21 protein-coding genes are annotated in these 25,144 nt (G+C 62.4%); 5 read left to right on the top strand and 16 right to left on the bottom strand.

The window, feature by feature from the left end; translation table 11 throughout:
• Positions 1 to 14: 14 nt before the first annotated feature.
• Both LOZ77_RS16085 and LOZ77_RS16080 read left to right on the top strand, forming a co-directional pair.
• On the top strand, positions 15 to 1,130 hold the full coding sequence (locus LOZ77_RS16085) for a glycosyltransferase family 4 protein (RefSeq protein WP_230279982.1): 1,116 nt from the start codon (positions 15 to 17) through the stop codon (positions 1,128 to 1,130).
• On the top strand, positions 1,127 to 1,750 hold the full coding sequence (locus tag LOZ77_RS16080; protein ID WP_230279981.1) for a sulfotransferase family protein: 624 nt from the start codon (positions 1,127 to 1,129) through the stop codon (positions 1,748 to 1,750). The genes LOZ77_RS16085 and LOZ77_RS16080 overlap by 4 nt, the downstream gene beginning before the upstream one ends.
• A gap of 16 nt (positions 1,751 to 1,766) precedes the next feature.
• On the opposite strand, the gene LOZ77_RS16075 is transcribed toward LOZ77_RS16080, so the two are convergent.
• Genes LOZ77_RS16075 through rfbA form a run of 5 tightly spaced genes read right to left on the bottom strand, consistent with a single transcriptional unit; the run spans position 1,767 to position 6,015 of the window.
• On the bottom strand, positions 1,767 to 2,582 hold the full coding sequence (locus LOZ77_RS16075; RefSeq protein ID WP_230279980.1) for a glycosyltransferase: 816 nt from the start codon (positions 2,580 to 2,582) through the stop codon (positions 1,767 to 1,769).
• 44 nt (positions 2,583 to 2,626) lie between these two features.
• Positions 2,627 to 3,685, bottom strand: coding sequence for a dTDP-glucose 4,6-dehydratase (gene rfbB / locus LOZ77_RS16070; RefSeq protein WP_230279979.1), 1,059 nt, complete (start codon positions 3,683 to 3,685; stop codon positions 2,627 to 2,629).
• Entirely contained in the window at positions 3,678 to 4,535 is an 858-nt protein-coding gene (rfbD, locus tag LOZ77_RS16065) for a dTDP-4-dehydrorhamnose reductase (protein ID WP_230279978.1), read from the bottom strand. Before rfbD ends, rfbB begins: the two co-directional genes overlap by 8 nt.
• Positions 4,536 to 4,548: 13 nt before the next feature.
• Positions 4,549 to 5,094: a dTDP-4-dehydrorhamnose 3,5-epimerase gene (rfbC, locus tag LOZ77_RS16060; RefSeq protein ID WP_230279977.1), complete on the bottom strand. Its 546-nt coding sequence runs from the start codon at positions 5,092 to 5,094 to the stop codon at positions 4,549 to 4,551.
• A 12-nt stretch (positions 5,095 to 5,106) separates the two neighbouring features.
• The gene (rfbA, locus tag LOZ77_RS16055; RefSeq protein ID WP_230279976.1) at positions 5,107 to 6,015 is read right to left on the bottom strand and encodes a glucose-1-phosphate thymidylyltransferase RfbA; all 909 of its coding nucleotides are present in this window, start codon (positions 6,013 to 6,015) and stop codon (positions 5,107 to 5,109) included.
• A gap of 234 nt (positions 6,016 to 6,249) precedes the next feature.
• Here rfbA and LOZ77_RS16050 point away from each other — a divergent pair, with 234 nt between their 5' ends.
• Positions 6,250 to 7,416 carry a nucleotide sugar dehydrogenase gene (locus tag LOZ77_RS16050; protein WP_230279975.1) on the top strand — a complete coding sequence of 389 codons (1,167 nt, stop codon included), beginning with the start codon at positions 6,250 to 6,252 and terminating at the stop codon, positions 7,414 to 7,416.
• Positions 7,417 to 7,461: 45 nt separating this feature from the next.
• On the opposite strand, the gene LOZ77_RS16045 is transcribed toward LOZ77_RS16050, so the two are convergent.
• The 4 genes from LOZ77_RS16045 to modA all read right to left on the bottom strand — a co-directional run bounded on the left by LOZ77_RS16045 (position 7,462) and on the right by modA (position 10,696).
• Entirely contained in the window at positions 7,462 to 8,472 is a 1,011-nt protein-coding gene (locus LOZ77_RS16045) for an NAD-dependent epimerase/dehydratase family protein (RefSeq protein WP_230279974.1), read from the bottom strand.
• Positions 8,473 to 8,533: 61 nt separating this feature from the next.
• Positions 8,534 to 9,163, bottom strand: a complete 630-nt coding sequence (locus LOZ77_RS16040; protein ID WP_230279973.1) for an ATP-binding cassette domain-containing protein — start codon at positions 9,161 to 9,163, stop codon at positions 8,534 to 8,536.
• Positions 9,160 to 9,855, bottom strand: coding sequence for a molybdate ABC transporter permease subunit (gene modB / locus LOZ77_RS16035; protein WP_230279972.1), 696 nt, complete (start codon positions 9,853 to 9,855; stop codon positions 9,160 to 9,162). Before modB ends, LOZ77_RS16040 begins: the two co-directional genes overlap by 4 nt.
• Before the next feature lie 25 nt (positions 9,856 to 9,880).
• On the bottom strand, positions 9,881 to 10,696 hold the full coding sequence (gene modA / locus LOZ77_RS16030) for a molybdate ABC transporter substrate-binding protein (RefSeq protein ID WP_230279971.1): 816 nt from the start codon (positions 10,694 to 10,696) through the stop codon (positions 9,881 to 9,883).
• A gap of 83 nt (positions 10,697 to 10,779) precedes the next feature.
• On the opposite strand from modA, the gene LOZ77_RS16025 reads away from it, so the two are divergent.
• Positions 10,780 to 11,304 (top strand): flavin reductase family protein, encoded by a 525-nt coding sequence (locus tag LOZ77_RS16025; RefSeq protein ID WP_230279970.1) that lies wholly within the window; start codon positions 10,780 to 10,782, stop codon positions 11,302 to 11,304.
• 59 nt (positions 11,305 to 11,363) lie between these two features.
• Positions 11,364 to 12,083, top strand: coding sequence for a Crp/Fnr family transcriptional regulator (locus LOZ77_RS16020; protein WP_230279969.1), 720 nt, complete (start codon positions 11,364 to 11,366; stop codon positions 12,081 to 12,083).
• A gap of 30 nt (positions 12,084 to 12,113) precedes the next feature.
• Here the strand turns inward: LOZ77_RS16020 and LOZ77_RS16015 are convergent, their stop codons facing one another.
• The 7 genes from LOZ77_RS16015 to LOZ77_RS15985 form a co-directional block, all read right to left on the bottom strand.
• The gene (locus LOZ77_RS16015; protein WP_230279968.1) at positions 12,114 to 12,776 is read right to left on the bottom strand and encodes an SDR family oxidoreductase; all 663 of its coding nucleotides are present in this window, start codon (positions 12,774 to 12,776) and stop codon (positions 12,114 to 12,116) included.
• 143 nt (positions 12,777 to 12,919) lie between these two features.
• The gene (locus LOZ77_RS16010) at positions 12,920 to 14,806 is read right to left on the bottom strand and encodes a DEAD/DEAH box helicase (protein ID WP_230279967.1); all 1,887 of its coding nucleotides are present in this window, start codon (positions 14,804 to 14,806) and stop codon (positions 12,920 to 12,922) included.
• A 358-nt stretch (positions 14,807 to 15,164) separates the two neighbouring features.
• On the bottom strand, positions 15,165 to 18,206 hold the full coding sequence (locus LOZ77_RS16005; protein ID WP_230279966.1) for a TonB-dependent receptor: 3,042 nt from the start codon (positions 18,204 to 18,206) through the stop codon (positions 15,165 to 15,167).
• Positions 18,207 to 18,582: 376 nt separating this feature from the next.
• Complete coding sequence (locus LOZ77_RS16000; RefSeq protein WP_230279965.1) at positions 18,583 to 19,338, bottom strand: SDR family NAD(P)-dependent oxidoreductase; 756 nt, start codon at positions 19,336 to 19,338, stop codon at positions 18,583 to 18,585.
• A gap of 35 nt (positions 19,339 to 19,373) precedes the next feature.
• Positions 19,374 to 20,651: an MFS transporter gene (locus LOZ77_RS15995; protein ID WP_230279964.1), complete on the bottom strand. Its 1,278-nt coding sequence runs from the start codon at positions 20,649 to 20,651 to the stop codon at positions 19,374 to 19,376.
• Positions 20,648 to 22,840: an alginate lyase family protein gene (locus LOZ77_RS15990; RefSeq protein WP_230279963.1), complete on the bottom strand. Its 2,193-nt coding sequence runs from the start codon at positions 22,838 to 22,840 to the stop codon at positions 20,648 to 20,650. Before LOZ77_RS15990 ends, LOZ77_RS15995 begins: the two co-directional genes overlap by 4 nt.
• The gene (locus LOZ77_RS15985) at positions 22,840 to 25,092 is read right to left on the bottom strand and encodes a polysaccharide lyase 6 family protein (RefSeq protein WP_230281907.1); all 2,253 of its coding nucleotides are present in this window, start codon (positions 25,090 to 25,092) and stop codon (positions 22,840 to 22,842) included. Before LOZ77_RS15985 ends, LOZ77_RS15990 begins: the two co-directional genes overlap by 1 nt.
• Positions 25,093 to 25,144 lie beyond the last annotated feature (52 nt).

Below are 25,144 nucleotides of genomic sequence, written 5' to 3'. Positions count from 1 at the left end.
TTGCATATCTTTCCATGGGCAATCCCCGCGACCGTTCCAACTGGAGCGGGACACCATTCTTTGCATTACAGGAAATGCAACGGCGCTTGCCTGATCTGGCCGTCATCGAAACGCCGCGACTGGACGGATTGACCGGCAGGCTGGTCGGACCAAGCCGGCGGCTGGGTCTGGATATCACCCGCAACCCGCTGGTGCAGAGATGCTATGCCCAAAGCATTGAAGGCCAGTTGCAATCGTTCCGCCCCGATGCCGTTCTGGCAGTGGGCGGCGCGTATAAGCTGGCCCGGATCAGTGACCGATGGCCTGTCGTCTTCGTATCGGACGGGCTGTTCTGTTCAGTCGTCGATTATTACGCCAAGTTTCGGGCACTTTCGCCTGCCACGCGCCAGCGTGCCATGCGGTTGGAACGGGATTTCACCCGTCCAGCCAGTCACCGCTTTGCCCTGATGTCGCAATGGGCCGCCGACACTGCGATGGCCGCCCATTCCATTCCGGCCAGTCGTGTGCGCGTCGTGCCGATCGGCGCCAATCTGGAACAGGATCCCGGCCGTTCGTGGATCGACCGGGCCAAGCCTGCGCTCGACCTGTTGTGGGTCGGCGTGGATTGGCAACGCAAGGGCGGAGCCGTGCTGTTGGCCGCCTTTGCCGCATTGCGCGAACGCATGCCGCAGGCGCGATTGCATATTGTGGGCGTCACTCCGCCACAGGCGCAGGATCAGCCCGGCGTGACCGTCCACGGCTATTTGCGGAAAAGCGATCCGGCAGAGCGCGAAAAGCTGCTGAATCTGTTCGCCAGCGCCTTTCTGTTCGTCATGCCCAGCCGCGAGGAAGCCTTTGGCCTAGTCTATTGCGAAGCGGCGGCATTTGGCGTGCCCTCTATCGCCTATCGGACGGGTGGGGTTACGACCATCGTGGACGACGGCCGAACCGGCTTGTTGCTGCCAATGGATGCAGCGCCTGTCGACTTTGGCGATGCGATCCTGTCACTGTGGAACGATCGCGGCAGATACGATGCCATGCGCCGCGCCGCGCGCGAGCGGTATGAGAGTGTTCTGAACTGGACAGCCTGGGGCGATGCCATCGAACAGGAACTGGCCCTTGCCGCCAGAACCGGGAAAGCCTTTGCATGAAAAAGACGAAAGTATTTTGTATCGGCTTTCAAAAGACCGGCACATCTTCGATGCGCGATGCGCTGCAACAGCTTGGTTATCGTGTTGTCGGAGTATTCGGACGCGACACACCGCTGGATGACTTGCGCGCCGGTTTCGTCGAAACGGGGCTGGCCATCGCGCGCGATTACGACGCGGTCGAAGATATGCCGTGGCCCCTGATGTTCCGCGAACTGGATGCGGCTTTTCCCGGTTCGCGCTTTATCCTGACCCTGCGAGAGACGGACAAATGGTACAAGTCGATCGCCGGCCATTTCGGAGACAATCCCTATCACATCCAGCAACTGACCTATGGCGACGACGCGCCCGCCCCTGTCGGGCACGAGGCGCGCTATCGCGAGGTCTATGACGCGCATAACAAGGACGTGATCGAGTATTTTCGGGACCGGCCCGGCGATTTGCTCGTGATGGAGCTTGAGCGCGGCGATGGCTGGCAAAAGCTGGGCCAATTTCTGGGAGAAGCCGTGCCCGAAGGATCATTCGTGCAGACCAATAGCTCGCGCCAGCGCAAGACTTTGGTTCAGCGCGTCCTGCGCCGATTACGCCGCATGGGCCTGCCGATCCGCGAAATGGGTGGCTAGGCCCACACCTTGGCTCCTATTCGCCCCTGACCTTTACCACCAGCGGTTTGATCGCGCGAAAAGCCGCTTCGCGAAGACGCCTCCACGGGGCCAGAACGGCATGATCGACCGCAACGGATAGTGCGCCGGGCCGTACGACGGCCACTCTGTCGGCAAGGCGGAACGAATCTACCACCGCCGTTTCAGCCACCAGCCTGCCCTTGATCCGGTTGGTCACGTTCTCTCCGTGCACAACCTGAAGCCAGACCGGCGGGCCACCCACTTGCCGGATCGTCCATTTATCGCCGAGCTGGTGATGGGGCTTGCCCCAGATCGTGTCGACAGCGGCAAGGTCGTGTTCGACCAGCGTGGTGAACGGATTGCTGCGATCCTGCGCATGATAGAGCAGGCCGTCCCGCATCGCGATACCATTGGTGAAATTCAGCACCGTCAGCGCGGGGGCCGATGCGCCCTCTTGCTGGATGCGATCGATAAAATCACTCGCGACGGCATCGTCATTGTCCAGCCGTGTCGTCAGAACGGGCCCCACCCCATTTGCCAATAAGGGCCGCACGTCATGTGCCGCCGTCTGTCCGTCAAACATGGGCACATATCGCGGAGTAAAGGGGCAAATGCTCCGGTCACGCTCTATCCGTTCGCGGAACGATGCGGGCGTGCCGCTGTCGAAATAGATCAGCCATTCGAAATTTCGATTGGCCTGACCCGCCATGCTGGGCAGGCAGTATTTTTCGAACAGGTCGAACCGCCGGTCCAGCCAGCCCGGCGAATTGCGGATCGCCACTTCGCGCCCGGGGCTGGCGATGTTGAAACGGGTCAGGACCAGATGCCGCATATCAGCCTTTCCGCGCGCCGGTGCTCACGGCCGAAATTATGCCATCAGCCACGCGCCAGAATGGCCTTCCACCAGTGCTCATTGTCCAGATACCAGCGCAATGTGTCTGCAAAGCCGGTCGGGAAATCGCGGCTGGGGACATAGCCGATTTCCTCACGTGCCTTGGTCTCATCGATGGCATAGCGGCGGTCGTGCCCCTTGCGGTCGGTGACGAAGGTTTTCAGCGTGTCGGTCGGCTGGCCATTGGCCGCGGGCGCATCGGGATAGCGCTGGGCGAGCGCCGGATCGGCAGCGAAGATCGCATCGACGCCGCGGCAGATTTCCTCGATCACGGTGAGGTTGGGAAGCTCCTGCCCGCCGCCGATATTATAGGTTTCGCCCGGCGTGCCGCTTTTCAGCACCGCCTCGATCCCGCGGCAGTGATCCTCGACATGCAGCCAGTCGCGCACGTTCATGCCGTCGCCATAGATCGGCAGCGGCTTGCCCGAAAGAGCGTTCAGCAGGAACAGCGGGATCAGCTTTTCGGGATACTGATACGGACCGTAATTGTTCGAACAATTGCTGGTCGTCACTTCCAGACCGAAAGTATGGTGATAGGCGCGCACCAGATGATCGGACCCCGCCTTCGACGCCGAATAGGGCGAGTTCGGCTGATATTGCGTCGTCTCGCTGAACGCCGGGTCATTGGGGCCGAGCGAGCCGTAAACCTCATCCGTCGAAACGTGGTGGAAGCGGTGCGGACGACCCGATCCCTTCTCCACCCATTGCTCGCGCGCGGCCTTTAACAGGCTGTGCGTGCCGATCACATTGGTCTCGATAAATTCGTCCGGCGCGCTGATCGATCGGTCGACATGGCTCTCCGCCGCGAAATGGACGATGGTGTCGATGCCGCGTTCGTCCAGCAACCGGTTCACCAGGCCCGTATCGCAGATATTGCCGACGACAAGATCGACATCGCGGACATCCCCGATCGTCTCGCGATTGCCGGCATAGGTCAGCGCATCCAGCACGACGATGGCGTCGTCCGGATATTTCGCGCGCCAGTAATGCACGAAATTGCCGCCGATAAAGCCGGCCCCGCCGGTAACGAGCAGGTTAGCCAAGCGCTTTCACCTCTTGCAGCATCAGGCGCAGATTCTGGCGCCAGTGAACGGGATCGACGCCCGCGGCCTTGCGCGTCTCCCGGCTGTCGAGCAGCGAGAAAGCGGGGCGCACGGCGGGCGTGGGGTAATCGGCGGTCGTGATCGGCTTGACGGCGATGGTCCGGTCGATCAGCCCGATGGCGGCCGCCTCCTCGCCGATGGCAACCGCGAAATCGTACCAGCTTGCGACCCCCGCGTCGGAGAAATGGTGGATACCGCTGGCACCGCCTGCCACCAGCCCCCAGATCGTGCGGGCGAGCGAGCTTGCCCATGTCGGCGCGCCGATCTGGTCTGCGACGACCCCGATCTCCTCCCGCTCGCGCATCAGGCGCAGCATGGTTGCGACAAAGCTGGCACCGCCCGCCGCATAGACCCAGGCAGTGCGCACAATCAGCGCGTCGGGGCCCGCCATATCCTCTCCGGCTGCCTTGCTGCGGCCATAGGCGGACAACGGATTGCGCATGTCGGACGCGCAATAGGCGCGCGATGCGGACCCGTCGAACACGAAATCGGTCGAAACATGCACCAGTCGCGCACCGGTTTCGGCGCAGCACCGCCGCAACAGGCCCACTGCATCGGCATTGATCCGCTGCGCGATTTCCGGCTCGCTCTCGGCCTTGTCGACGGCGGTATAGGCTGCGGCATTGACGACCACATCGGGCCGGTGTGCCGCCATGGCAGCGGCGATGCTGTCCGCGTCGGCCAGATCCATATCGGCGCGGGTCAGCGCGGCCAGCGCATGACCATCGGGCGCGGTCCCCACCAGCGCCCTGCCCAATTGTCCGTTCGCGCCGGTGATCAGGATTTTCACGCGCCCGCGACTCTCATGCAAACGCCTCCACCTGCCCCAGCGGCGCAGCGTGCGCGTCCTTGGCCGATACGATCGGTTCGATACCGTCCAGCGGCCATTCGATGCCGACATCGGGATCGTCCCACGCCAGCGAATGTTCGGCCGACGGATCGTATGCGCCGCGACATTTGTAGAGGAAGTCGGTTCCGTCCTCCAAGGTCAGGAACCCGTGGGCAAACCCTTCGGGCACCCACAACATGCGGTGATTGGCCGCGCTCAGCTCCACCCCGACCCACTGCCCGAAAGTCTCGCTAGACCGGCGCAGATCGACCGCCACGTCATACACCGCGCCCGACACGACCCGCACCAGCTTGCCCTGCGGGCCGGGGTTCTGGAAATGCATGCCGCGCAGAACGCCGCGGCTGGACCGCGAATGGTTGTCCTGCACAAAGTCGATGTCCAGCCCTGCCTCGGCAAAGCGGGCCTTGTTCCAGCTTTCCATGAAAAAGCCGCGTTCGTCCCCGAACACCCGTGGCTCGATAATCAGCACGCCGGGCAGTCGGGTTTCGACGATATTCATCGCGCCGCCCCTTTACCGCAAACCATGATCGAGCAGCCGCAGCAGATAATGGCCATAGCCCGATTTCTTGAGCGGCTCGGCAATGGCGCGCAGCTGGTCGTCGCCGATAAAGCCCTTGCGCCACGCGATCTCTTCGGGACAACAGATTTTCAGGCCCTGCCGCTCCTCGGTAATGCGGACATAGGTGCCTGCGTCCAGCAGCGATCCGTGCGTGCCTGTGTCGAGCCATGCATAGCCGCGGCCCATGATTTCCACCGACAGGGACCCTTCATCCAGATACAGCCGGTTGAGATCGGTAATCTCCAGCTCTCCACGCGGAGAAGGCCGTAGATCGCGGGCGCGGTCGACGACCGTGTCGTCATAGAAATACAGCCCCGTCACCGCATAGTTCGACTTGGGATTGGCTGGCTTTTCCTCAAGGCTGGTGGCCGTTCCCTCGCCATCGAAACCGACAACGCCATAGGCCGACGGGTCCGCCACCCAATAGGCGAAAACGCTGGCCCCGTCGCGTCGCGCATCGGCGGCGGCAAGCTGTTCGGGAAGGCCGTGGCCATAGAAAATATTGTCGCCCAGCACCAGCGCGCTGGGATGGCCCTTTACGAAATCGGCGCCGATATGGAACGCCTGCGCCAGCCCGTCGGGGCTGGGCTGCACCGCATATTCAAGCGACAGACCCCATGCCGACCCGTCGCCCAGCAGGCGCTGGAACTGCGGCTTGTCTTCCGGCGTGGTGATGATCAGGATTTCGCGGATGCCCGCCAGCATCAGCACGGCCAGCGGGTAATAGATCATCGGCTTGTCGTAAACGGGCACCAATTGCTTGGAAACGCCCTTGGTCAGCGGATAGAGGCGCGTGCCCGAACCTCCGGCAAGCACGATACCCTTTCGTTGCAAGATATTCCCGCGCTGCACGTTCATCATCAGGCCCCGAATTGCCGCCGGTCCGGCAATTGCCGGAAATTAAACCCATTTCGCAGTGCGGCATAGGAAAGAGGATTCGCTGAGGCAACCGCATTGTCGAAATTTTGAAATGCGCTAGGGAAAGGGCCACACAGCGCGGCAGAACTGTCTTATTTTTGTTGCCTTATGTTCCTAATGGCCATCTCATTGCCTTGCAGCATTGCGGATACGGATTAATCAGGTGAGAATGCCCGAATGAAAATCGCGATCTTTGGCCTCGGTTATGTCGGACTGTCCAATGCGGTCCTGCTGGCCCAGCACAACAAAGTCGTCGCCGTCGATATCTCGGACGAGCGCGTAGCCATGCTGAACGGGCGCAAGTCGCCTATTATCGATGCCGAGCTTGAGGCGTTTCTGGCGAACCGTCCGCTGGACCTGACCGCAACGCTGGATGCGGCAGAGGCGCTGAAAGGTGCCGATTATGTGCTGGTGGCGACCCCCACCAATTACGATGTCCATACCAACAAGTTCGATACGTCGTCAGTCGAAACGGTCATCCGCAGCGCGGCCGAACATGCGCCCGATGCGACCATTGTGATCAAATCGACCATCCCCGTCGGTTTCGTACAGGATGTGCGCCAGCGGCTGGGTACGGATCAAGTAATCTTCAGCCCCGAATTCCTGCGCGAAGGCCGCGCCTTGTGGGACAATCTTCATCCTTCGCGGATCATCGTCGGGGAACAATCCGAACGTGCCAGAATCTTCGCGGACCTGCTGGTGGAGGGTGCGGAAAAGACGGACATCGACGTGCTGTTCACCGACGCGAACGAGGCAGAGGCGATCAAGCTGTTCGCCAATACTTACCTCGCCATGCGGGTCGCCTTTTTCAACGAGCTCGATTCCTATGCCATTGCGGGCGGGATGGACACGCGCCAGATCATCGACGGCGTGTGCCTCGATCCGCGGATCGGCGGGCATTATAACAATCCCAGCTTCGGTTACGGCGGCTATTGCCTGCCCAAGGATACCAAGCAGCTGCTGGCCAATTATTCCGAAGTGCCGCAAAACCTGATCCGCGCGATCGTGGACGCAAACCAAACGCGCAAGGATTTTCTGGCCGAAAGGATCATCGCGCGCAATCCTGCCAAGGTCGGCGTTTACCGGCTGGTGATGAAGGCGGGATCGGACAATTTCCGCCAATCCTCGATCCAGGGCATCATGAAGCGGATCAAGGCCAAGGGGATCGAGGTGGTGATCTATGAACCGGCATTGGAAGAAGATAATTTCTTCGGTTCGACCGTTATCCGCGATCTGGATACGCTAAAGCGCGAGTGCGACGTTATCATCGCCAATCGCATGACGGCCGATATCGCCGATGTGAAAGACAAAGTGTTTACCCGCGACCTGTTCGGTTCGGACTAGGTCGCTTGCCGTAAAATCCTGCCGTGTCAGGGGCGACGCGCTCCGTTACATGCAATGATACCGGCGAAACCAGTCCACAAAGCTGGGCACGCCCGCTTCGATAGAGGTGGCGGGCGTATAGCCCGTGTCGCGGTTCAACGCCGTAATATCGGCAAAGGTAGAGGCGACATCGCCAGCCTGCATCGGCATGAAATTGATGTCCGCCCTTACACCGCAGGCCTGTTGCAGAACATCGATCAGATGCATGATCGGCACCGGCTTGTTATTGCCGATATTATATAGCGCATGGGGCTTTACGCTGCCGCCCGCCTTCACTTGTCCATCATCGACCGGCGGATTGGCAAGGCAGCCGATAATGCCCGACACGATATCGTCGATATAGGTGAAATCGCGGCTCATCCTGCCATGATTGTAAACGTCGATGGGGCGGCCATCGAACATGCTGCGGGTGAACTTCCACATGGCCATGTCCGGCCTTCCCCACGGCCCATAGACGGTGAAAAACCGCAGCCCGGTCAGCGGAATACGGAACAGATGGGCATAGGTTTCGCTCATCAACTCGTCTGCGCGCTTCGTCGCTGCATAGAGCGAAACCGGATTGTCCACCCTGTCCTCGACCGCGAAGGGCAGCCTGTCATTACCGCCATAGACGGAGCTGGAACTGGCATAGATCATATGCGGCACCTGTCTTGCCCGCGCCAGTTCGAGCAGGTTCAGATGGCCGGCGATATTCGACGACACATAGGCCCGCGGATTCTCGATGGAATAGCGCACGCCCGCCTGTGCCCCCAGATGCACTATGGCATCGAAATCTGCCCCGTTGGCGGCTGTGTCGAGTGCGGCCTGATCCGAAAAATCGGCGCGCCGAAAGTCGAACCGATCGCCGAATTCATCGCAAAGCTGCGCTACCCGCGCCTGCTTCAGGGCGACGGAATAATAAGCGTCGAGATTGTCGATCCCCAAAACCGAATGGCCGCGCAGCAATAGCGCCCTGCCAACCGCCGCGCCGATAAAGCCCGCTGCTCCGGTGACCAGAATCCTGTTTTGCGCTGCCAATTTTCCAAGCTTTCATCAACCGCCCCGATACGGGGTCACGCCCCCCTATCGACGCCGTTGGTTAAAGCTCGACGACAAGTCCCGCTAAACGGTCCACTTCGCTCCGGTCATGGCTGACATACAGGATCGGCAGCGCGAAACGGTCGCGGATTTCCTCGACAATGTGCAAGATATCCTGCCGCCGCGCATCGTCGAGAGAGGCCGTCGGTTCGTCTAACAACAAAAACCGCGGTGCGCGCAGCAGGGCGCGGGCAATGGCGGCGCGGCGGATTTCCCCGCCCGACAATGCGCGCGGGCGGCGATGCAGCAAATGGGCGATACCCAGCAGATCGGCGCATTCCTCTGCCGTGGCAAAAGGCGCCTGCCCCGCCGCATAGCGCATTCCAAAGCGAATGTTCTGTTCGACGGTCAGATGCGGAAACAGGCGGCTGTCCTGAAACACATAGCCTGCGCCGCGCCGTTCGGGCGGCAGGTCGATCCGCGCTGCCGCATCGAACAATGTGGTGCCGCCCACCGCGATATGGCCGCGCGCGGGCCGCAGCAACCCTGCGATGGCGTCCAGCACGCTGGTCTTCCCCATGCCCGACGGGCCGACCAGTGCGACCAGATTATTGCTCGCGGCAATGCGCACCGCGATCCGGCGATCGGGCCGGTCGAGCGCGATATCGATGTCGAATGCCGGACCGCTCATAATACGGGCCGCCCCTTGCCGTTTGTGCCCCGCCGCACCAGCCATTCGGACGCGACCAGCGCCGCCAGCGACAAAGCGATGGAGATCATGGCAAGCCGCGTCACCTCTCCCTCTGCGCCCGGAACCTGCAAGGCGGTATAGATGCCCAACGGCAAGGTGCGGGTTTCACCCGGAATGTTCGAGGCAAAGGTGATCGTCGCCCCGAACTCGCCGATAGAGCGCGCGAAGCCCAGCACCAGCGCCGCCAGCACGCCCGGCGCCGCCAGCGGAAGGGTCACCCGCCGGAACACGTCCCACCGGCCCGCACCCAAAGTGCGTGCCGCGCTTTCCAGCCGCGTATCGACTGCGTCGATCGACAATCGGATCGCCCGCACCATCAGCGGCAGGGCCATCACCGCCGCCGCCAGCGCCGCGCCCGTCCAGTGAAACGAGAATGTGATGCCCAGCAGGCTTTTCGCCAGCCTGCCCGCTGGACCCTGCGGCCCGAACGCCAGCAGCAGCAAATAGCCTGTTACCACCGGCGGCAGCACCAGCGGCAGATGCACCAGCGCGTCGATCAGCACCATGCCCGGAAACCGCCGCCGCGCCAGCAGCCAGGCCAGCGCGAAGGCCAGCGGCAGCACGGCGGCAATCGCCACAAGACTGACGCGCAGCGAAAGCGCCACGATCTGCCATTCGGCGGGCGTCAGCATGCGCGCACCCTATACCGCCCGCCCATTATGCGGCAGGTCCAAAACCATGGCGGGCAAGGATCGCCGCGCCTTCGTCCGACAGCAGGAACCGGCGAAACGCCTCGGCATCGGGGTGCTCGCCCGCCATCACCCGCGCCACGGGATAGAGGATCGGCGGATGGCTCGACGCGGGAAATGTGCCTGCGATCCGCACGGCAGGTTCGGACATGGCATCGGTGGCATAGGTAATGCCCAAAGGCGCCGCACCGCGCGCCACCAGTTGCAAGGCCGCGCGAACGTTTTCGGCAGGGGCCAGCCGATCGGCCACGCTGTCCCACACGCCCAGATAAACCAGCGCCGCTTTGGCATAGCGGCCCGCGGGCACGCTTTGCGTTTCCGCCACGGCCAGCCGCCCGCCATGGAGCACACGGGCCAGCGGAAAGCCGGCGGCGGGCTCCAGCGTGACATCGGACGCGGCGGGCGCAATCAGCACAAGGCTGTTGCTGGCCATCACCCCCCGCGATCCGGCGACCAGCAGGCCGTTCTCCTCCAGCACGTCCATCCATTCCTCGTCCGCCGAAACGAACAGATCGGCTGGCGCCCCCGCCTGAATCTGGCGGGCCATGGCAGAGCTGGCGGCAAAGGACAGCACAGGCCGCGCATGGCCGCGCGCCGCCCATGCATCGGCGGCATCTTCCAGCGCGTCATGCATGCTTGCCGCAGCCAGCACGACGGGGCCGGACCCCGTTTCATCCCCGGACGATGTGCCGAAAGACACTGACCGCCAAGCGATCAGGGCCGCGATCAACGCTCCCGCCACAAGGGAAAGCACGATTGTCTGGGGGCGGAACTTATGCGACATGGCCCGCGACCTATCGCGCGGCGCGCGCCAAGGGAAGCGCCTTGGAACATGAATGGTACCATGCGCACGGCAAAGGAGCAGGGATGACGCAAGACACGCCCCATATCGACGTAGAGATCGATCCGGCCCATTTCCGGACCGTGCTGGGCCATTACCCCACCGGCGTATGCGTGATCACCGCCACCCATGAACAGGCCGGATCGGTCGGGCTGGTCGTCGGCAGCTTCGGTTCGGTCTCGCTCGATCCGCCGCTGGTGGCGTTCTATGTCGGCAAGGGGTCCAGCAGCTGGCCGCAGGTGCGCGATTGCGGGCATTTCTGCGTGAACGTTCTGGGCGAGGATCAGCTGGAGCTGTGCAAGCAGATCGCCAGTCGCAAGGAAGACAAGTTCCACGATATCGCGCATCGCCTGTCCGACCACGGCATGCCCGTGCTCGACGATGTCGTCGCCACCATCGAATGCACCATCGAAAGCGAGATGGATGCGGGCGATCATCTGATCGTGCTGGGCCGCGTCGTCAGCCTGACGACCGAGCGCGATGTCGGCCCGCTACTGTTCTTCCGCGGCGGTTACGGCCGGTTCGACGATCTGGACCAGACCAAAGTCTAACAACCCGCATTGGCCAGTTTTACTGGCCCAAACCGGTTTCAACGGTTATGGGCTGCGCGATGTCGGCCACTATTCAGCAACGCGCGCGCCATTTCTGCGAGGCATGCTCGATCCGCAATCGCGCGATCTGTGCCGATCTCGATAATGGAGAGATCGACCTGCTGAACGGCATTGGCCGCCGCCGCGCGTTGAAAGCGGGCGAGCAATTACTGTGGGAGGGGGAGGAAGCCGTTCTGGTCGCCAATGTGATCGAAGGCGTGCTGAAACTGTCGACGCAGACCGCCGATGGACGCGCGCAGATCCTTGGGCTTGTCTATCCGTCCGACTTTCTTGGCCGCCCCTTTGGCGAGACGACACCCTATGGGGTCGAGGCGCTGACCGATGCGCATGTCTGCGTGTTCGAACGCAAGGATTTCGACCGCTTTGCCCGCGAACATCCGCGGCTGGAACACCGCCTGCTGGAACGCACGCTGGCAGAGCTTGACCGGACCCGCCGCTGGATGCTGTTGCTGGGCCGGATGAGCGCGGAGCAAAAGCTGGCGAGCTTTCTGCTCGAAATGACCGACCGGCTGGCCGACGCGGTCCCTGCGCAGCTTGACCATGCGCAATTGCTGGTCCTGCCGCTGTCGCGTCAGCAGATCGCCGATGTGCTGGGATTGACCATCGAAACCGTCAGCCGCCAGTTTACCCGCATGAAAGCCGACGGGCTGATCGACTTGCCCTCGCGCCGCGAAGTGGTGATCGTCGACCGCGCCGGCCTGGAAGAGCGCGCGGCCTGACCGGTCCGTATCGCCGGTCGATCGGCCGCGTCAGACGCGGCCCGTAACCGGAATGCTGGCCCCCGTCACCGCGCTGGCGGCATCGGACAGCAAAAAGGCGATCACGGCAGAGAGCTCCTCTCCCTTCACCCACTTGTCTGCATCCGCCTCGCCCATGTCGGCGCGGTTCGCAGGCGTGTCGAGGATCGAGGGCAGCACCGCATTGACGCGAATGGTCCTGTCCTTGACCTCTTCGGCCAAAGCCTCGGTCAGGCGGGCGACACCGGACTTGCTGGCGGTATAGGCGCCCATGCCCGTTCCGGCCCTTGCCGTGGCGGCAGCGCCGATATTCACGATCGACGCGCCCGATCCCAGAAAGGGCAGGGCGGCACGGCTGGCATTGAGAGCGGTGACCACATTCATCGCAAACATGCGCTGCCAGCTGGCCAGATCGCCGTCCGCCACGGTTTCCCAGACGAAACCGCCCGCAATATTGGCAAGGCCGTGGATCGGCCCGTCCTTGGCAATCCGCTCGAACGCGGAGCGGGTCGATGCCTCGTCGGTCAGGTCCACGCCGCCGACGAAAGCGCCCGCCCCTTCGGGTGCGTCGCCAATGTCGATACCGACAATGTCATGGCCCTGCGATGTCAGCGCAGCGATCACTGCCTTGCCCAACGCACCCGCAGCGCCGGTGACCACGATCCGCTTGCCCATTGTCCGATACCTCCGCTTGCTTGCGCCCTATGCGTCCCTAACGCGCCTGACGGCAGATGGGGACCGCAGGGCGCAATTAAACGGCCATGCGATCAGTTTGGGCGATCAACGGCGCGATCAGTTGGGGCGATCAGTTGGGCCGATCAATGGCGGGGGCCAGAGGGTCGCTTGGGCTTGCGCGCGTGCGGCTTGCCGCCATGCGGCTTGCCACCATGCGGTTTTCCCCCGTTCGGCTTTCCGGCAAACGGCTTGGCGGCGCGGGGTTTGTCAGAGCGGGGCCTGTCAGCGCGTGGTTGGTCCGAACGCGGCCCGTCTGCTCGCGGCTTTCCGCGCGGCGGGCCATCGTGCCGCTCGGCGCGGTTGGCGCGGGGGCGCGGGCGCGGCCTGCCCCGCGCATTGTCGCGCAGATTTTCGCGGGCCTGTTCGCGCGGCGGTCCCGACATCTCGATATGCACGCTTTCCTCGCCGCTTTCGTCCTGCGCGGTGCGCTGGACCGACTGGGCAAAGCGGTCGGCAATCGCGCGGGGCACCTGGAAAAAAGTCTCGTGCCCGCCGATGCGGATCGCGCCGACCTCGTTCCGGGTGATATGGCCGCGACGGCACAACAGCGGCAGGATCCAGCGCGCATCGGCATTTTGCCTGCGGCCGATATCCATGCGGAACCACACCACATCCTCGAAACCGGGGCGATGGCGTTCCTTTTGCGCGGCGCGGCGGGCTTCGGGCGTGTCCTCGGTAATATCCTCGGGCTGCGGCATCGATGCGCGATGCGCGCGCACCAGCGCGGCAGCAATGTCTTTGGCCGAACGCTCTGCCATCAGCTTTTGTGCCAGCGCGCGGTCTTCCTCGTCGAATTCCTGCGACTGCAACAGTGCCGCCAGCAGGCGGTCGCGATCGTTCGCGCGGATCTGGTCGGGTGTCGGCGCGCCCATCCATTCCGCCTCGATCTTGGCGCCGCGCAGCATGGATTCGACGCGGCGACGGCGCGGATAGGGAACGATGATGACGGCAGTGCCCTTCTTGCCCGCGCGGCCCGTGCGGCCCGAACGGTGCTGCAACGTTTCGGCATCGCGCGGAATTTCGACATGGATGACAAGAGACAGGCTGGGCAGATCGATCCCGCGCGCCGCCACATCGGTCGCCACGCAAACCCGCGCACGCCGGTCGCGCAGCGCCTGCAGCGCATGGTTGCGCTCGCTTTGCGAATGTTCGCCCGACAATGCGACAACGGCAAAGCCGCGTTCCTGCAAGGTGGCGTGCAGGCGGCGCACATTATCGCGCGTGGCGCAAAACAGGATCGCGGTCTCCGCCTCGTGCAAGCGCAGCAGGTTGACGACTGCCGCCTCGATCTCTGCCGGAGCGACGGTGACGGCCTGAAACGCGATATCGCCATGGCCGCGCGAATTGCCTGCGGTCGAAATGCGCAGCGCATCGCGCTGGTAACGCTTGGCCAGCGCCACGATGGGGGCAGGCATGGTCGCCGAAAACAGCAGGGTGCGGCGGCTGGCAGGCGTCGCGTCGAGGATTTCTTCCAGATCTTCGCGAAAGCCCATGTCCAGCATCTCGTCCGCCTCGTCCAGCACGACAGCGGACAGGCGCGACAGGTCGAGCGCGCCGCGCTCAAGATGGTCGCGAAGCCGGCCCGGCGTGCCCACCACGACATGCGCGCCGCGCTGCAGGTTGCGGCGTTCCTTGGAAGGGTCCATCCCGCCCACGCAGGTCGCGATGCGCGCGCCGGCCTTGGCATAAAGCCAGCCCAGTTCGCGCCCCACCTGCAGCGCCAGTTCGCGCGTGGGCGCAATCACCAGTGCCAGCGGCGCACCGGCCAGTTCGCCAAAGCTGTCCAGCAATTCGCCGGCCAGCGACAGGCCAAACGCCACGGTCTTGCCCGATCCGGTCTGGGCCGAGACGATCAGGTCGCGGCCCTGCGCCTCGTCCGCCAGCACGGCGGCCTGTACCGATGTGGGGGCTTCATAGCCGCGATCGGCCAATGCGTCGCCAAGAAGGGGCGGAAGATTCGTAAAGGTCATAGTGCTCTGAACAATGCGGGCCGGACGCTGGGGCGGCGGGCGGTATAAACGGGGGAATTGCGCTGGCGTTCGGCCTGTGGCCGGATCGCTGGAAACCGCAATCGCGCAGCCGATCACACGGCTGTTGGCGCGCCGCATACATGGTTTGGCGCGTTTTGGCTGCAAAAATCTTTGCATCGGGGCAATCGCCGCGCAAAGACCCGCATGATGCAGTAAAATCTGGTGTGGGCCTTTTGCGTCCCTTCACGCATTGTTCGGCCGCATTGGACGCAGAGCCGCGCTGCCGGATGGACAGGCCGGTTTCCGGCTGGCGCGGATCAGGGATATTCCTGCGCCAGCCGGTCCCGTCCGGCCGCTTTTAGAACTTGACCGAGAAGCCCGCGATCAGGCGGCGGTCGGGAAGCCCCTCGCCGCACAGCAGTGCGCCGTCGTTCACGCAATATTGCTTGATGGTCGATTTGGTGAGGTTCACGCCCTCTACCCCGACCGCCAGCCATTCGGTGATGTCGTAATTGATGCTGCCGTTCAGCTGGCCGCGCGCGGCGGTGACGACCGGAAAGCCCAATGTACTGCTGAGTGTCGCACCACCGACCGTATCGAGCGTGCGGAAAGAGTCACGCCATGTGTAGCGCGCACGCGCCGAAAGGCCGTATTTCTCGTAATAGACGGTCACGTTATAGGCATGTTTCGAGAAATCGAGCAGGCCCTGTTTGGCGGTATAGGTCACGAAGTCCGCATCGTCATAAATGCCGTTGATCGCGTTGAAGATATCGGTACCGCGCGTCGCCGACGTATTGAACGCCTCGCCCCCGCCATATTCCTGATAGGTATAATTGGCGAGCAGGCCAAAGCCAGACGCAAAGCCCAGCGTGTCTTCAAACTGCGACAGATCGTACTGGAAGGTGACTTCCACGCCGGTCTGCGTCGTGCTGCCCGTATCGTTGATCGTGGTCAGGATGGGCACGCACATGCCCGAACCGCCGATGGGCGACAGCTGGTTGCGGAACGCGATGGGGTTGTAAATGCCGCCCCCTTCGCATGGCGCGGTGATGTCGCGGAAACCGTTGGCGTCCAGCGGCGCATCTTCCAGCTGCGTTACGAACAGATCCTTGCGGTTCTTGTGGAAGAACGCGACGCTCAGCACCGAAGACGGGGCGAAATACCAGTCTGCGGACAAATCATAGGACGTCACCGTTTCCGGCTTCAGATTTGCATTGCCGATCTGGACCGCCGCATTCTCGCTGGTGACAAAGGACACCGATGTCGACAGCAGGTCATAGTCGGGACGGTTGATATCCTTGCCCCAACTGGCGCGGACCATGACGTCGTCGGTCACCTCTGCGGCAAGGTTGATGCGCGGCAGCAGCTTGGCATAGCCGCCCTTGGTCACGACTTGCGTAACGTCGGATCCGGTCACCGAATTACCCGTGGAATCGAGGCTGGTGTCGATCCAGCGCAGGCCGATATTGCCGCGGATCGGGCCATATTCGAAATTCGCCTGACCATAGACCGCATGGGTCGTTTCATCGATCGAGAAATAGCCGGCCGAATTCTCCGAAGCCTCGCCGATCTGGCGCATGCCGGGAACCGAATTCAGCGCGTCCTGCAGGATCGCCAGCGTGCCTTCGCGGTCGCTGAAGGCGCGGTCGGGATCGATCAGCAGGAAGTCGCCGAAATACAGCTCTCGCCCGTCGGCATCGCCGAAATTGTCAGGTCCGGGGACCAGCAGCTCGGCAAAGGCGGTGCCGCGCGGGCTATCGTTCATCTGGCTGAGGGTCAGCGTCGAACCGACATCGTTATAGGTGCTGGTCGTCTTGCTGTAGCGATAGCCCCAGTCGAACGAGGTGAAGAACGGATTGGTGCCATAAACATCGACCGATGCGTCGATGCGGAATGCATCTTCCTTGTTCCGCTGGCTGTCGTTGCCGATCACGATCTGCTGGAGCACCACATTTGCGGGGTCGAGCAATTCGGCCGTTGTCGGCGCATATTGCGAATTCTGGTTGATCCCGAAGGTCAGCGAATTGCCCGACAGATCATAGGCAAACGGCACGGCATTGTCGTTGCCATTGCCGGTTGGCGTATGCGGGTTGATGAAATTGATCGTGGTGCTGAGGTCGGGGCTGGTCGTATTGGCCAGCGAGCGCGATGCCTCTACACGGGCGGAGAAGCGGCCTGCCTCGAACTCGGTGCCCAGGCGATAGATTTCGCTGGTGGTCAGGCGCGCGCCCACGTCGCTGGAAAAACGCAGGTTGGGATCGTCGCCATCGACCGAGAGGATCGGTTCGATCACGCCGGTTTCCGCCACCTGGATGCTGCCCAGATCAACTCCGTCGAGCGATCCGAAATCGACCGTTTCGAACGTGTCGGGCACCATGTGATCGACCAGAGCGCTGACGCCCGAAGCCTGCACGCGCGAGCTGTCCTGACGGCGTTCCTGATCGTTATAGACGGTATCGAAATAGAATTTGAGCTTGTCCGACGGCGCCCATTCCAGCGTGCCGGCGAAATTCACCGTTTCATATTCGAAATTCTCCAGCTCCTGATTCAGGAACTGAATACCGACGAAGTCGAAATCCTGCGCGGCAGGACGGGCCGCAGGGTTTTGCGCGGTGCCATTGCGCACGACATTGGCATTCACATTTTCCACCAGACCGCCATCGCGGTCGACGCGCGGGCGGAACGATGTGGCCTCCTGCTCGGCATAGCTGCCGCTGAGCACGATGCCGATTTCACCAACGCCCGTATCCCAGCGATTGCCGAGAGTCCCCGACAGGCGCGGTTTGGTGCTGTCGGACAGCTCGCTATATTCGCCCTGCACGCGCGCCGCGATCAGCGGTTCGTTCAGGTCGAGCGGGCGGATCGTGCGCAGGTTGATCGTGCCGCCGACCGAACCTTCGATGGTCTTCGCCTCGGGCGCCTTGATCACCTCTACCGACGAGATGATGCTGGCGCTGACGTCTTCGAAACTGATCCCGCCGCGGCCCGAGCCCGAACCGACAGTGGACACGCCGTTGATTTCGGTCCGGTTGTCATTGGTGCCGCGGATCTGCACGCCGGTGCCGACGCCGGCCTCTCGCGTGATCTGGATGCCGGGAATGTTTTCAAGCACTTCGGCCAGATTCTGGTCGGGCAGCTTGCCGATGTCTTCGGCCTCGATCACCTCGATCAGGCTGTCGGCGCTGCGCTTCTGGTTCAGCGCGCTTTGCAGCGAGCTGCGGATGCCGGTGACGACGATCGCCTCGCTTTCGGCAGGGGCCGATTGCGCTGCGGAAGGCGCGGGCTGCGGGTCTGCATCCTGTGCGAAAACGGGGGTTGCGAACAATGCCGTGCTGGCCAGCAGCGCCGCGCTGGCGGGCAGCTTCCTCAGGACGGATTGCGAGCGTGTATCGAAAGCCATGCCATTTTCTCCCAAAATCGTTCTGTTCTTTTCGGGCGTAAGAACCCGCGCCCCGCCGCGCGGACGGGACCGTGAAAACCGGCCCTGACCAGGACCGCAAATATTGCTGTTAACCGTAGATTGCAGGCCGGACCTGCGCCATCGGCGCGCCCTTCGCACCGTCACTGGCGTGCCCGAAACGCGCCGACTCCCCTTGCTTTATTCTTGAAGCCGAAATTACGGGATTCGGCCAATCTGGTCAATATTTATTCTAGTGCAGTTTGATATTTTATATAATGCCAAACTGTCATACCAGTTTACACTCTCCTAAACATAGAAACGCCCGGCGCTCCCTGACGGGCAGGGAGGGGGACCGCCGGGCCTTTCGTGGCAGCCATCAGGAGAAGAACATGCCGCCATTGATGTCGATGTTCGCGCCGGTGACAAAGGCCGCTTCGTCGCTCGCCAGCCAGGACGTCGTCTGCGCGACTTCTTCCACATTGCCCTGACGGCGCAGCGGCGTAGCGGCGGCCACATTGGCGCGCACTTCATCCTTGGTGAACGTGTCGTGGAACAGCGTGGCGATCATGCCGGGGCAGAGCGAATTGACGCGAATGCCCTTGGGGCCAAGCTCTTTCGCCATGGCGCGGGTAAAGGTCATCACTGCGCCCTTCGACGTACCATATGCGCTGGCGCCCGGACCGCCGCCATCGCGCCCTGCTTGCGAGGCATAGTTCACGATCGCCGAACCTTCAGGCATGAAGGGTGCGACCGCCTTGGTCGTCAGGAAGGTCGAGGTGACATTCAGCTGCATCACATAGTTGAAGAATTCTTCGTCCATGTCGGCCAGGGGACGCCGTTCGACCATGCCGCCTGCCACGTTGACCAGAATATGGATCGCATCGCCGAATGCCTCGCGCGCGGCCGCAACCAGCGCATCGACCTCGGCCGCTTTGGTCACGTCGGCCTTAACCTTGATGGCTTTGCCGCCGAACTTCTCGATCTCGGCCAAGGTGGCATCGGCGGCAGCCTCGTCACCGCGATAATTCACGACGACATTCGCCCCGTTCTTCGCAAGGTCGATCGAAACGGCGCGCCCGATATCGCGGCTCCCGCCGGTTACGATTGCGGTCTTGTTGGTAAATTTGCTCATGTCAAACCTTTGATCTGGAGAGGGTAGGAGAGGAATTAACGAGCGGCCCTGGGCTTGAGCGGCCGGATTTCCGGACACAGCACCAGCACCGACAGCACCGTCATGATCGCCAGCGCCGCACCCACCGCAAAGGCGGGCGTGTAACTGTCAATCGTGATGATCGGGATGAGGAAGTTGAGGCCGACGACCGCCAGCTTGGCCGCCGTACCGGCGTAGCCCGCCAGCGTGCCGACCGACCTTCCGCTGAGGAAATCGCTGGGCAGCGTCTGGATATTGCCGATGGCGGTCTGGAACCCGAACAGGATCGCGGCCATCAGCAGCACGGCCATCAAGGGGGTAGCCGCCTTCATCGTCAACAGCAGCGATACCAGCATGATCAACCCGCCCAGTGCGATCGTCGCCTTGCGCGTCTTGTTGACGGTCCAGCCGGCCTTGATCCGGTTCTGCGCCATCAGCCCGCCGAACCATGCGCCGAACATACCGCCGACATAGGGGACCCATGCGTAAAGCCCGATATCGGTCACGCCAAAGCCATAGGTTTCGGCCAGATACAGCGGCAACCAGCCGACAAACAGCCACCAGATCGGATCGATGAAGAAGGATGCGGCAATGACGCCCCAGCTTTCCTTGTGCGACAGGATCTCGCCCGATCCGGGGGCGTAGTCGGCGGTATCGTTCGATGCAGCATTGCGCTGCCCGGTCAGGATATAGTCCCGCTCTTCCGCGCCGATCCACGGATGGGCATCGGGGCCGCTTTTATAAACGATCAGCCACGGCACCAGCCACAGGAAACCGAGCACGCCGATGGTGATGAATGTCGCGTGCCACGACCCCAGAAACACGAACAGATAGGCGACGACGGGTGCAGAAATGATGCCGCCGATGGCCGTGCCCGAATTGAAGATGCCTTGCGCCAATGCGCGCTCGCGGATCGGAAACCATTCGGCATTGGCCTTGGTCGCGCCGGGCCAGTTGCCTGCCTCTGCCACGCCCAAAAGCCCGCGAAACAGCGCAAAGCTGAACAATCCGCGCGCAAAGGCATGCAGGATCGTCGCCAGCGACCACACCGCGATCGACAGCACGAAGCCGAGGCGCGTGCCGATCCAGTCGAAAATCTTGCCGAACAGGGTCTGCCCGAATGCATAGGCGAAGGTGAAGACATTGAGGATGATCGCATAGTCGAGCTTCGTCATCCCCAGCTCTTCCGAAATTTCGGGCCAGAGAATGCTGAGCGCACCGCGATCGATATAGTTGATGATGCCCGCAAGGGCGACCAGTCCGACGACCAGCCAGCGGAGGCGGTTCTTCGTCATTTGCGTTGTTCCTTGGGGGTAAGGGCAATGCGCGCGGCAAAGCCGGTCCAGCGGATCGTCTGGCCGTCCAGCTTCGCCTGGTGGCGCCGGGCCGGATCGGGATTGTGCGAAATAGCGATGGCGAACGGCGCGCCGCCGACGGGCGTGATCACCGCGATGTCATTGCCGTCCGCCACGACATGGCGCAGCGATGCGATCTGGCTGCGGCTGGCGACGGTGCGTTCGGCTGCGCCATCATATTGGCCGTGACTTTCCAGCACCGACAGAAAGCTGCGCCCGCCATCGGCCCGTGCGCGCAGCATCACCATCGGTTCGCGGCGCAGATTGAATTCGGGATCGTTCGCCCCGCTTTCGCCTAGCACGACCTGCGTCGTGCCGTCGGTGACGAAACGATAGCTATAGAACCGTCCGTCGATCAGCCATGTCAGCGCTGCATCGCCAGCATCGGGCGTCGCCGTGCCGTCGACCCAGAGATGCTGATAGCCATGGTCGCCGCCCAGCACCGGGCGGGTCGCCAGATTCCGCTCGATCGCGAAGTCGGCCTCCATGATGTGGCCGTTATAGTGAAGCGGCAAATCATAGACATGCGTGCCCTGCGCATCGGCGCGCAGCAGATCGATCACCAGCCTGCCGCCACCGCCGGGCATGCCGGTCAGCACCAAGGTGCGATTAAACGCAACATCGGGATAGGCGCCCGTCACTTCCGCGCTGGAAACCTGAAGGCCGTCCGCGTCGGAGAAATAGAGCTGTTTCGGAGCAATGGTGTCGGCCAGCCTGGCATCGCCGCCGAAATGGCTGACCTCGTCCACCACCAGCGTATTATGCGCGATGGTTTGCTTGGCCCAGCTTTCGTTTTCGGGAAGATAGCGCCCGCCCTGCTTCGCCTCGATATTCAGGAAGCGGGCCGCGCCGTAATCGCGCACGATCTCGTTCCCGTTGTCGTAAAACTGCCAGCTCAGCTTGTCGAAATGGCCGTGTCCCATGCCTTGCGAACTGTTTTTGGCGACGAGAGCGGTCTGCTTCGCCCCCTCACCCGCGCGTAGAACCGCGACCGCGCCCAGATCGCCGTCGGGACCGTCGCTGAACAGCATGGAGCGGAACGGAAAGGGCTGCGCCTTGCCCGCCTCCAGATCGCGGGCGAGCATCAAGCCGTCTTCGCCCAGCACGGTGCGCCCCTGCCACTGCGCGATGGACAAAAGCGCGGGGTCGCGCGTCTGGCCATAGGCGATGGCGACACCGTCATAGAGTTCGGCGGTGCGAAGGCTCTTGTCCTTCATCGCATCGTTGAAGGGGAAGAAATAGCCCGCATAGGTCAACTGGATCGTCGCGCGCAGCGCCTTGAGCAGAATGCCGTCGCGACGCTCGAAAATCTGCTGCGCGGGATCGTTGTCGGCAATTGCCTGACCGAACACCATGAACGGCAGCAGGGCAAACCGCTGGTAATAGGGTCCCTCGGTGTAATAGCCGTCGGGGGAGAACAGCAGGTCCATCTGCCGTAGAAAGCCCGCCTTGCCCGATTTGTCCGAACCCAGCAGGGCGCGGTCCACCATGTCGCGGTCGCCCAGCAGATAGCCGGTCATCCCCACGCCTGCGGTCGCCCAGGTGGCGTGGTTGTGAATGCGGTCGAACGTCCTGACCTGATCCTTCGAAAGAAAGTCCGAAGCGCGGCGGAAGACGTCATTGTCGATGCGTTCGCGGTCGGCATCGGACAGCGTATCGCGGATTTCGGCATAGCCCTGAACCGCATGGACCAGCCACATCGCATCGTTCAGCACCTGCCAGAACAGGCGGCCGCTATACTGGTTGCTGGCAGCCGGATGATCGCCCTTTAGCGTCGGGTAAAGTTCGGCATATTCCAGCAGCATGTCGCGCACGAAAGCGGCGTAGCGCGGGTCTTTGGTGATGCGATAAAGATCGCCGCCCAGATGGATCGCCTGAAAATTCCGCTTGTGCTGTTCATGGGTATAACCGCCGCCCGGATCCCTGGGCACGGGCACATTGATACCTGCCTCGATCATGGTGTCGACGAAGTTTTTCGCCCGCTCAAGCTCTTCGGCATAAAGCGGGGGCAGCCCCTCGGCCGTTTGCTGCGCCGTCGCGGCAGAGGCCAGCGCAGGCACAGGCGCAACGCAGGTCAGCGCGGTAGCGGCAAGCAGGGAGGCGAACGCCCGATGCATCGCAGTCCGCATCACAGGGCCTTTCCGTCGACCGAATTGCCCTGCATCGCGGCGCGCGGAAGTCCTTCGTAATTCAACTCCGTCACTACCGGCGCGGGTGTTTTCGCAAAGCTGTTGTCACGAATGCGGGTGACGGGCGTGCCGACGGTGTGGACGACTTTGAACGGTGCGGAACCGGTAACCGTGTTGCGTGCGACATCGGCGGTTTGCACGCCATGCAGATAGAGCGAGGCGCCCTCGGCATTGGTGGCAGCCTTGCCGATGTTGGCCAGCGTATTGCCGGTAAAAGTCACGGACGGGCCGAACGTGCTTTCATCGGTGCCGCCGCGATAGACATTCGCCACCGCCTCTCCGACATTGGCGAAGCGGCTGTCCACGATGTCGAGATATTCGACATTATAGAGGCCGTAATCGTCCGTTTCCGCCGAAGCGGAAACGATGGTGCCGGTGATGTCCGCAAAGCTGCTGCCGCGGATCGCGATACGGTCGGCCAACACCGATTTCCCGATGGTCAGCACATTGAATGATTTATTGACGGTCAGACCCGATACGCTGACGCCGTCCATCTCTACGATCAGGTTCGACTGGATCGGAAAGCTGCCGGTGCGGATGACCGAATTTCCAACCGAATCGGGCGCCATCGATCCGTCGATGGACAGGTTCTGCAGTTGCAGATTGCCCCCCTGTTGCAGATCGAACAGCGACGGGCGGGTAAAGCGGATCACCGTGTCGGCGCCCGCCCCCTTGATCGTCAGCACCTTGGTCACGGCGATGGCCTGATCGACACCATATTCGCCCGCTGCCAGTTGCAGCACATCGCCGGTCGCGGCTGATGCCGCAGCGTCCGCCAGCGTGCCTTCCCCCGCCGGCACCATGGTGGTAGTCCCGCTGGCAAATTCCGCCTCGGCCTCAGGCTTCGGCCACCAGTCTGGGCCGACTTCGGCAAGCGGCATCACCTTCAGGTCGCGGGGCGCGCCGATTTCCGCCAATGCAGGATCGGCGGGATAAAGCAGCCCGTTGCCCGCGCGCGCCATTTCGGTATCGACGCGGCGCAGGGCAGCGGCATCGCTGTGCACATCGCCTTTGATGACGGCATTGTCCGCGAATTGAATGCCCGAGATATCCGCATCCACTTCGACAAATGTGCCGGAGTCGAGCCCGCCCAGCAGGTTCGCACGCATCACGCTTTTGACGGGCGGTGCCGATCGCTCGTCATCGGCGCCGGCACCCAGCGTCACCCGTGCGCTGTCGATAACCGTATTGCGTTCGATCTGTGCATTTTCGACCTGAACATAGCGGTTCACCGGCGAATTGGGCACGCCGTTCATCACGGTCAGCGCGCTGGAAAAGCCGGTGCCGCGCAGCCCTTCCATGTAATTGCCGCGCACGATCTGGTCACGATTGATGACGCGAATGCCGCCGGTGTAGTCCTTGCTGTGGCCCAGAAAGACATTGCTTTCGACCAGATTGCCGTCGCCATGACGCAAGGTCAGCGTCCCGCGCGAACGCAGGAAAAGATTGCCGCGATAGATATTGCCGCCCGACTTGTTCGAGACGATCTCGACCTCGCCGTCACAGCGGTCGAAGATGTTGTTTTCGACGATCGTGCCCGAATTATACATTGAATACTGGCTGGTACCGATGCGGATCGTCTCTCCGCCATTCGATCCCAGGACAGGGCGCGGGCCAAAATAGTTATGGTCGATCCGGTGTCCGTTATCGCGGCTTTCCGCGCTGTCGAGCCGGACGGCAAGGGTCACGCCCTTGTTGGTCTTGCCGACAAGGCTGTTGTGATCGAACCGGTTGTTCTTTCCGTAAATGCCGACCCAGTAATCGTCGTCGGTGCGGTCAGGCTTGCTGAAATGGTCGATGACCACTTCGGTCACGCGGCTGTTGCGCGCCTGATCGTCCTTGCTGCGGCGGAACGAGATGACTTCGCCGCGCGGGCTGTAGCCATCTTTGAAGACCAGACCGGTCACAAGGATATGCTCGCCGCCGATGCGCAGGCTGGACTGGCCGGTCAAAAAGACCTTGCCCGCCTCTTCCGAAATCACCGTGATGGGCTTTTTCGCCGTGCCCTTGCCAGTGATGACAAGGTCGAAATCCTTCCATTCGCCATTGGCGAGGATGATGATGTCGCCAGCCTCGACGCCCTTGAGCGCATGGGCATATTCGTTCTGGTTGCGAACGAAAAATTCCTCCGCATGCAGCGGAGCAGCAATCGCCAGCGTCAATGCGACGCCAATGCCGTATCGGGCAAGCATCCTCAAATCCCTTTCCTATTATGGAAAGAGACTGAAACGATGAGCCAGTTAT

This window comes from Croceicoccus sp. Ery15 (assembly GCF_020985305.1).
Classification (GTDB): domain Bacteria; phylum Pseudomonadota; class Alphaproteobacteria; order Sphingomonadales; family Sphingomonadaceae; genus Croceicoccus.
The sequence above is the reverse complement of the archived record's forward strand: the minus strand, read 5'-3'. Positions and strand labels throughout refer to the sequence as shown.